Genomic DNA, 7,989 nt, shown 5'->3' with positions numbered 1-7,989 from the left:
ACGCACGCCCAGGTCAGCGCGACCTAACGAAGTACTACTAGAACGGTGAGACGGTCACCGCGAGCGCGCCGGGCCCGACGTTCGCCCCGATGGCCGCGCTGACCTGCGTGAGGACGATGTCGCGGGCGTGCGGGATCCGCTTCTGCAGCATCTGCAGCAGCTCGTGGCCTTCTTTCTCGGCCGCGAAGTGCTCGACTGCGAGGTCCACGTTGCGTCCGTAGGCGAGCGCCACCGCCTTGTCGGCGAGCTTGCCGAGCGCGCGTTCGCGGCCGACGACCTTGTCGAACGGTTCCACCTCGCCGTTCACGACGGTGAGCAGCGGCTTGACCGATAGCGCGTCGCCGAAGAGCTTCGCGGCGGCGCTGACCCGGCCCGCCTGGCGCAGGTAGTGCAGCGTGTTGACGTAGATGAGCACGTGGGCGTTGCGGCCACGTTCCTCCGCGACGCTGCGCGCGTTCTGGACGTTGCCCCCGGACTGCACGATCCGCGCGGCCGCGAGCGCCGCGAATCCGAGCGTCATGCCGGACGAGTGCGAGTCCACGATGAACACCGGCACGCGCGACTTGGCCGCGGCCGCCTTCGCCGCGTCCGTCGCGGGGGAGAGCTTCGGCGTCACGTGCACCGACACGATCGTCTCGGCGCCCTTGGCCCACGCGTCCTGGTAGGCCCAGAAGAACGCGTCCGGCGCGGGTGGCTGGGTCGTGATCGGGATCTGGGCGTCCATCGCCTGGAGCAGCCTGTCCGTCGGCACGTAGGCCTCGTCGATCAGTTCCGACCCGATCTTCAGCTGCATCGGGACCGTGATGATGTTGAAACGCTCGGCCAGCCGGGCCGGAAGTGACGCGGTCGAGTCGGTGACGACGGCTACTCGTGAGGGCACGAACGAGAAGGTTAACGAAGGGTGATCGGAGTAGCCACCAACGATCGATGTCAATTCGTGTGATCTACGCCTGGGTGGTTGCTTTCCGTACACGGCGAACGCATGGAGTGAACCCCTCGGAAAGGCGTCCTACTTGACACAATCGGGTGACTGACCGTTGTTTGGAGTTGATCTACAACAGTCTCGTTTGTGCAGGAAAAGACGGATATTCCACGTGTTACATGTGCCTGTTGTGTCCACTGTCGACGCTGGTTGGCGGTACCGGCCGTGGGTAAGCTCGCACAATCTTCGGCCTGGTTGAGTGAGTAGGTGACCATGGGTGCAAAAGAGCCGGAACTAGTTCCGCTGCACGCCGCTTTCGACGTTGTCTACCGAGGTTTTCATCGCCGTCAGGTCATCGAGCACATGGAGAATCTCGAGGAGCAGCTGCGCTTCACGAGCCTCGACCGCGCGGAAGCTCTGGCCCAGGCCGCCGATTTGCGTCAACACCTGGAAATGACGCGCCGGGAACTGGAGGAGGCGCGCGCCCGCATCGAGCGCCTCGAATCCAACTCGGGCACGCACGCGGGCGCCACCGAACGGATGCACCGCATGCTCCGCCTCGCCGAGGACGAGTCAGCGGAGATGCGCCTGCAGGCCGAACGCGAGTGCGCGGACCTCCGCACCCGCACCGACGTCGAGCTCGCCGCGTTGCGCGCGGAAGCCGAACGCGAGGCGATGGTCATGCGGTCCGAGGCCGAGTCCGAGCTCTACGCCGTCCGCCAGGACTGCGCCACCCGCGCCGCGGCGATGGAGCGGCGCGAACTGGAGATGGAACGCCGCTGCTCCGACCTCGAGGCCCAGCACCGCCAGCGCGCCGACGAGGTCGAGCGCGAGTGCGCGGAGGCGATGGCCCAGGCGCAGACCGACGCCGACCGCCTGCTGCGCGAGACGGCGTTGCAGTGCAACTCTCTTGAGGCCGACTCCGAGCGCAAGCGCGAGAAGGCGCAGCAGTTCTTCGAGCTCACCACGACCCGGCGCCGCAACGAGGCCGCGCAACACCTGCAGGAGCAGGAGGCACTCGCCAAGGCGCGCGCCGAGTTCGTGGTGAAGGTGGCGTGCCGCGAGGCCCAGCGCCGGCTGGCCGAGGTCGCGGAACAGACCGACGAGCTGCGCGAGCTCAGGCGCGTCGTCCACGCGCAGCTCGCCGCCGCCCGCTCGGCTCTTTCCTCCGCGGCGGAACGGGTCGCGCCGACGTTGATCCCGGAGCAGGTGGCCGCTTCATGAGGGGCTGGGTGCCGCTGCTGGTGGGTGCGCTGATGGTGCCCGCCTCGGTGACGGCATTCGGTTTCACGGTCTACGGCGAGGAACTGGAGACGGCGCTGTCGTCGTCGCCCGCCGTGCCAGAGGTCCGGCAGGGCCCGGTGCCGGTGTCGGACTTCGTGTCGCCGCTGCGGATGGAGCCCGCGGCGCCGATCTTGGTGCCCGCTGTGGTGGCGCAGCAGAACGTGCGCGAGCTGTTCTCGTCGCACGCGGTCAAGGGGATCACGTTCGCGCCGGGCACCTCCTCGCTGGTGGGCCGTGGCGAGGACGTGCGGCGGGGATTGGCGAGCGTGCTGCGCAACGTCGCCGGGGGCTCGGTGACGCTGGTGTCGCACGCGTGGAACGGCGAGACGGAGTCGCACCGCTGCGACGTGCTCGCCATGCAGAGGGCCGGCCTGGTGCGTGACTACCTGGCCGCGCAGGGGGTGGACAGCGTCATCACCACAAGGGTGATCGTGGACCCCGTCTGGGGCCCGCCCTCGGACGGCGGACCCCAGGTCGACGTCCTAGTCGTATAGGTAGGAGCCTTCGCATGGCAGGGGCCGTCGGGATCGTCTTCGGGTTGTGCGTGCTGTCCTTCACGTTAGGGGCAGCCCTGATGTACGTGCTGGTGCGGCGCCGCGAGGACGCCGGCGCCCGGTCGCCGTCCGCTTTGGACGAACCGGCTGAGCGGACCTGGGTGGAGAAGCCCCCGGTCGTCGAGGCGATCGACGACGAGTACGACTCGCGCCCGATCCACCGCAACCCGGTGGTCGGCCTGCCCCAGCTGGAACCGGCACTCGCCGCGTTCGCCGAGCCGGTGGCAGACGACGAGCCCGAAACTGTCGGTGCCGCCGGATACGATCGGGATGGGGACCTCGAGCCCCCCTCGGGGGACGACGAAGCCCCCGAATCAACCGTAGCGGCCGACACCGACAGTCCTGAGGTCGTCGAGGAGTCGCTCGCCCATCCCGACCCGGTCGCGGATCTCGAGCCGCTCGCGGATCTTGACCCGCTCGCCGATTCCGACCGGGTCGCGGATCCCGACCTGGTCGCGGACGCCGGGCCTCTCGCCGATCCCGAGGCCGAGCCGGAGCCCGAACCGGTTGCCGAGACCGCGCCGGAAGTCGTTGTGGACACGGCACTTCCGCCACCTGCCGCGCCCCAGCCGGTCGAGCACACCACGTGGGTGGAGCGGGAGGACTTCCGGCAGCGGTACCTGCGGACGTTCGAAGAGGTGCGCCGCAAGGCAGGCAGCAACTAGGGAACGCCGGGCACAGGCTCGAAACCCCCTCGGGGGACCGCGAAGCCCCCCGAACCAACCCTGGCGGCCGACACCGAGCACGAGCCGGAAGTCGTTGTGGAAACGGCACTTCCGCCACCCACCACCCCTCGACCCACCGAGCACACCAACGGGCGCAGGTCGGAAAGTCGTCGGTTCCTGTCCGAAACTCGCCGGTTTTTGTCGGTGTCGGCTGATATCACTCAAGGCATGACTTCCAGCGCTGCCCGCACCCAGCTCTTCCACGCCCTCCACCAGCCCGGTCCGCTCGCCCTCCCGAACGCCTGGGACGTCGCCTCCGCCCTCGTCGTCGAGGCCGCGGGTGCCAAGGCCGTCGCCACCACGAGTGCCGGTGTGGCGTGGAGCCTCGGTGCGGCGGACGGCGACCGGCTCGCCCGTGACCGCGCGGTCGACCTCGTCGCGAGGATCGTGAAGGCCGTTGAGATCCCGGTGAGCGCCGACATCGAGACGGGCTTCGGCGACACCGCTGACGACGTTGCGGAGACGGTCCGGGAAATCGTGCACGCCGGTGCGTCCGGGGTGAACATCGAGGACGGGCTCGGCGCGGGCGTGCGTGACATCGCGGAGCAGAAGGAGCGCTACGCGGCGGCGCGGGAGGCCGGAAAGGATCTGTACATCAACGCGCGGATCGACACGTTCCTGCGGCAGGTCGGCGACCCGGCGGACCGGATCGAGCGCACCTTGGAGCGCGCGGCGGCGTTCCTCGAGGCCGGGGCGAGCGGCATCTTCGTGCCGGGTGTGACCGACCTGGAGACCGTCACCGAGCTGGCCAAGGGCATCGCCGCGCCGCTCAACCTGCTGGTGGGGCCCGGCGCGCCCGCCGTCGACGAGTTGGCGAAGGCGGGCGTCGCGCGGGTGAGCCTCGGGTCTGCGGTCGCCGAGGCGGCCTATGCCCTTGCCAAGCGAGCGGCGGAGGAGCTGCTCACCCTGGGCACCTACAGCAGTGTCGAAGGGGGCATCGAGTACGGCGAGCTCAACGCCCTCTTCAAGTAGCTAGTGCTTCTTGCCGCGGAACTTGCGGAGCAGCTGTTCGGCCTGCGCGCGCCGGCGGGGGTCCTGGGCGGCCTGCCGTGCCTTGGCCTGTAGCCGCTGACCCTGCGGGCTGCGCAGGAACCTGGTGATCTTGTCCATGAACGAAGCCATCTGAGGTCCCTCCAGGTGTCCGTTACGTCCGGATAACGAACGGCACGGGCCCTGGAGTTCCCCGAAACTCAGACCGGCGAAACGGTGATGCCCAGCGCACCGGGGCCCACGTGGGCCCCGATCGCCGAGCTGACCTGCGTCAACATGAACTGGCGGACGTTCGGCACGCGGCGCCGGAGGTTGCGCAGGAGTCGCGTGGCCTTCTCCTCGGCGTCGAAGTGCTCGACGGCGACGTCCACGGTGTCGGTGCCCGCGCGCTTGATCGCGATGTCCAGCATCCGGTTCAGCGCGCGGTCGGCGCCCATCACCTTGTCCAGCGGGGTGATCTGGGAGTCGGCCATGGTCAGCAGCGGCTTCATCGACAGCACGCCGCCGACCAGCGCCGCCGCGGCACCGATGCGGCCGCCGCGCCGCAGGTACTCGAGCGTGTCGACGTAGATCAGTTCGGTGGATCTGTCGTAGCGGCGCTGGGCGGTCGCGAGAACTCTCTCGACGGTGCCGCCCGCTTCAGCGATCTTGCCGGCGGCCTGGACGGCGTAGCCGATGCTCATCCCGCAGGTGTGGGTGTCGACGACGTGCACAGGCACGCGGACCTGGGCGGCCGCGGTGCGGGCTGCCTCGACGGTCGCGGACAACCCGCCCGACACGTGCACGGACACGATCGAGCGGACTCCCTGCGCGGCCAGTTCGTTGTACGTCCAGAAGAACGCGCCGGGGTCGGGCGGAATCGTCGCCACCGGCACGTTCGAACGCATGGCCGAGACCAGGTCGGGGACCGGGATGCGGGACTCGTCATCCGTGTGGTCACCGATCCGGACCTGGATCTGGACCACCTCGATGCCGAGTTGATCAGTCAGCTGCGCCGGGAGACAGGCCGTGGAGTCGGTCACAACAGCTACTCGCCGGTACATGGCCCGGCAGCGTAGTCCCCCGAATGGGTTAAGTCTCAAAAGGTGTCGTCAACGGGTGACAACTGTCACGCTTGCGGGGTGCTTGCTGCCGTTTGCAGGGGTGCTACTGATGGGTAACATCCGGATAGATGGCAGGGTCGTGAACACCCGGCGGCGCAATCCCTAGAGTCCTCCGCGTAAGCGTCGCCGCCCGTCCGCAGGAGGTCGAAGAGGACCTATGAACATTGTTGTCCTGGTCAAGCAGGTGCCTGACACCTGGTCCGAGCGCAAGCTCACCGACGCCGACCACACCCTTGACCGCGAGTCCGCGGATGCCGTGCTCGACGAGATCAACGAGCGCGCCGTCGAAGAGGCCCTGCAGCTGCAGGAGGCCCACGGCGGTGAGGTGACTGTCATCGCGATGGGTCCCGACCGCGCGACGGACGCCATCCGCAAGGCGCTGTCGATGGGTGCCGACAAGGCGATCCACGTGAGCGACGAGGCGCTGCACGGCTCGGACGTGCTGGCGACGGCGAAGGTCCTCGCGAAGGCGATCGGCACGGTCGAGAACGTCGACCTGGTCATCGCGGGCAACGAGGCGACCGACGGCCGCGCGGGCGCTGTTCCGGCCATCCTCGCCGAGCTGCTCGGCCTGCCGCAGGTCACGCAGCTGCGCAAGGTCACCGTCGAAGGCACGACGATCAAGGGCGAGCGCGAGACCGACGAGGGCGTCGCGTTCCTCGAGGCCACGCTCCCGGCCGTCGTCTCCGTGACGGAGAAGATCAACGAGCCGCGTTACCCGTCCTTCAAGGGCATCATGGCCGCGAAGAAGAAGCCCGTCTCCACGGTCACCGTGGCGGACCTGGGCATCGACGCGTCCGAGGTCGGCCTGTCCGGTGCGTGGACCCAGGTGCTGGAGGCGGCCCCGAAGCCGCCGCGTGGCGCCGGTGAGCGCGTCGAAGACGGTGGCGACGGCGGATCCAAGATCGCCGAGTTCCTCGTCGGCCAGAAGCTCATCTGAGGGAGGGGAAATCATGTCTGAAGTTCTGGTTCTGGTCGACCACGTCGACGGCGAGGTCAAGAAGGTCAGCTACGAGCTGCTCACCGCCGCGCGCCGCCTGGGCACCCCGGCCGCCGTGGTCGTGGGCGCGCCCGGCACCGCGTCGAAGATCCGCGAGTCGCTGGGTCGCTTCGGCGCCGCCAAGGTCTACGCCGTCGAGTCCGACGACGCGGCCAGCTTCCTGGTGACCCCGAAGGTCGACGCCCTCGCGGCACTCGCCCCGAACGCGTCCGCGGTGCTCGTCTCCGCGACCGTCGAGGGCAAGGAGGTCGCTGGCCGCCTCGCCGTCCGTCTCGGTGGTGGTCTGCTCGTGGACGTCGTCGACGTCGAAGCCGACGGCACCGGCGTGCAGTCCATCTTCGGTGGCGCGTTCGTCGTCAAGTCGAAGGTCAGCACCGGCACCCCGGTCATCACCGTCCGCCCCGGCGGCGTCGAGGCCGAGGAGTCGGCCGCGGACGCCGTGCTGGACGAGTCGGTCTCCGTCTCGGTGGACGCCGCCAAGTCCGCCCGCGTCACCTCCCGCGAGGCCGTCGTCGGTGGCGACCGCCCGGAGCTGACCGAGGCCTCGGTCGTCGTCTCCGGTGGCCGCGGCGTCGGCTCGGCCGAGAAGTTCTCGGTCGTCGAGGAGCTCGCCGACTCGCTGGGCGCCGCCGTCGGTGCCTCGCGCGCCGCGGTCGACTCCGGCTACTACCCGCACCAGTTCCAGGTGGGCCAGACCGGTAAGACGGTCTCGCCGCAGCTGTACGTGGCGCTGGGCATCTCCGGTGCGATCCAGCACCGCGCGGGCATGCAGACCTCGAAGACGATCGTCGCGGTCAACAAGGACCCAGAGGCGCCGATCTTCGAGATCGCCGACTTCGGCGTGGTGGGCGACCTGTTCAACGTCGCGCCGCAGCTGACCGAAGAGGTCAAGAAGCGCAAGGGCTGAGCACTCCGCTCATGAACGGCCGTCCCGCCTCGGTGGGGCGGCCGTTCGCGTCCGCAGGGCAGAATGCTCCGGTGATCAAGTCAGGATTCACGGTGCGCACGCACCACGTGGACGCGGACGACAACTACCTGGACGAGGACTTGTTCACCGTCGCGGTGGCCGAGCAGCCCGACGGCGCCGGTCGGCAGCTCCTGATCACCGCGGCGGACGACGACGAGGACGACCCGGACGAGATGGCCTCGTACTGCGTGGTCGACGAGACCCACTGCACGAGCTACGGCGGTGTGCGGCGGGCGGATCTCGCGGACGGCGTGGTGACGCTGGAGTTCAGCGACCGGGCGGTCAAGCAGCTGGAGCTGGCCGGACCGGTGGTGGAGCTGCGGCTGGAGCTCGAACCCGACGCTGTGGTGAGCCTCGCCGAGGGCATGCGCGAGGTGTTCATCTCCGGCCCCGAGCGGTTCCGCCCGGTGCTCGGCGGAGATCTCGCCTGAGCCGCAGATCACC

10 protein-coding genes are annotated in these 7,989 nt (G+C 69.2%); 7 read left to right on the top strand and 3 right to left on the bottom strand.

What is annotated here, in order from left to right; genetic code table 11:
- Positions 1 to 37: 37 nt before the first annotated feature.
- Positions 38 to 880 (bottom strand): DegV family protein, encoded by an 843-nt coding sequence (locus tag UK23_RS34190; RefSeq protein WP_045315868.1) that lies wholly within the window; start codon positions 878 to 880, stop codon positions 38 to 40.
- Between the two features lie 405 nt (positions 881 to 1,285).
- On the opposite strand from UK23_RS34190, the gene UK23_RS34185 reads away from it, so the two are divergent.
- The 4 genes from UK23_RS34185 (at position 1,286) to UK23_RS34170 (ending at position 4,457) form a co-directional block, all read left to right on the top strand.
- Positions 1,286 to 2,146 (top strand): hypothetical protein, encoded by an 861-nt coding sequence (locus tag UK23_RS34185; RefSeq protein WP_045315863.1) that lies wholly within the window; start codon positions 1,286 to 1,288, stop codon positions 2,144 to 2,146.
- On the top strand, positions 2,143 to 2,700 hold the full coding sequence (locus UK23_RS34180) for a hypothetical protein (RefSeq protein ID WP_156213590.1): 558 nt from the start codon (positions 2,143 to 2,145) through the stop codon (positions 2,698 to 2,700). Before UK23_RS34185 ends, UK23_RS34180 begins: the two co-directional genes overlap by 4 nt.
- A gap of 14 nt (positions 2,701 to 2,714) precedes the next feature.
- A complete protein-coding gene (locus tag UK23_RS34175) occupies positions 2,715 to 3,425 on the top strand; it encodes a hypothetical protein (protein ID WP_045315861.1) in 711 nt (236 codons plus the stop codon).
- A 228-nt stretch (positions 3,426 to 3,653) separates the two neighbouring features.
- Positions 3,654 to 4,457 carry an isocitrate lyase/PEP mutase family protein gene (locus UK23_RS34170; protein WP_045315860.1) on the top strand — a complete coding sequence of 268 codons (804 nt, stop codon included), beginning with the start codon at positions 3,654 to 3,656 and terminating at the stop codon, positions 4,455 to 4,457.
- Here UK23_RS34170 and UK23_RS53070 read toward each other — a convergent pair whose 3' ends face one another.
- Together UK23_RS53070 and UK23_RS34165 are read right to left on the bottom strand one after the other, a co-directional pair.
- Positions 4,458 to 4,607 carry a hypothetical protein gene (locus UK23_RS53070; protein ID WP_196778005.1) on the bottom strand — a complete coding sequence of 50 codons (150 nt, stop codon included), beginning with the start codon at positions 4,605 to 4,607 and terminating at the stop codon, positions 4,458 to 4,460.
- 68 nt (positions 4,608 to 4,675) lie between these two features.
- Positions 4,676 to 5,518, bottom strand: a complete 843-nt coding sequence (locus UK23_RS34165; protein ID WP_045315859.1) for a DegV family protein — start codon at positions 5,516 to 5,518, stop codon at positions 4,676 to 4,678.
- 217 nt (positions 5,519 to 5,735) lie between these two features.
- On the opposite strand from UK23_RS34165, the gene UK23_RS34160 reads away from it, so the two are divergent.
- The 3 genes from UK23_RS34160 to UK23_RS34150 all read left to right on the top strand — a co-directional run bounded on the left by UK23_RS34160 (position 5,736) and on the right by UK23_RS34150 (position 7,976).
- Positions 5,736 to 6,518 (top strand): electron transfer flavoprotein subunit beta/FixA family protein, encoded by a 783-nt coding sequence (locus UK23_RS34160; protein WP_045315858.1) that lies wholly within the window; start codon positions 5,736 to 5,738, stop codon positions 6,516 to 6,518.
- 13 nt (positions 6,519 to 6,531) lie between these two features.
- Complete coding sequence (locus UK23_RS34155; protein ID WP_045315857.1) at positions 6,532 to 7,485, top strand: electron transfer flavoprotein subunit alpha/FixB family protein; 954 nt, start codon at positions 6,532 to 6,534, stop codon at positions 7,483 to 7,485.
- A 71-nt stretch (positions 7,486 to 7,556) separates the two neighbouring features.
- A complete protein-coding gene (locus UK23_RS34150) occupies positions 7,557 to 7,976 on the top strand; it encodes an Imm10 family immunity protein (protein WP_196778004.1) in 420 nt (139 codons plus the stop codon).
- Positions 7,977 to 7,989 lie beyond the last annotated feature (13 nt).

Source organism: Lentzea aerocolonigenes (assembly GCF_000955955.1).
In the GTDB taxonomy this organism is placed as follows: domain Bacteria; phylum Actinomycetota; class Actinomycetes; order Mycobacteriales; family Pseudonocardiaceae; genus Lentzea; species Lentzea aerocolonigenes_A.
This window is presented reverse-complemented; position numbering and strand designations above follow the sequence as displayed.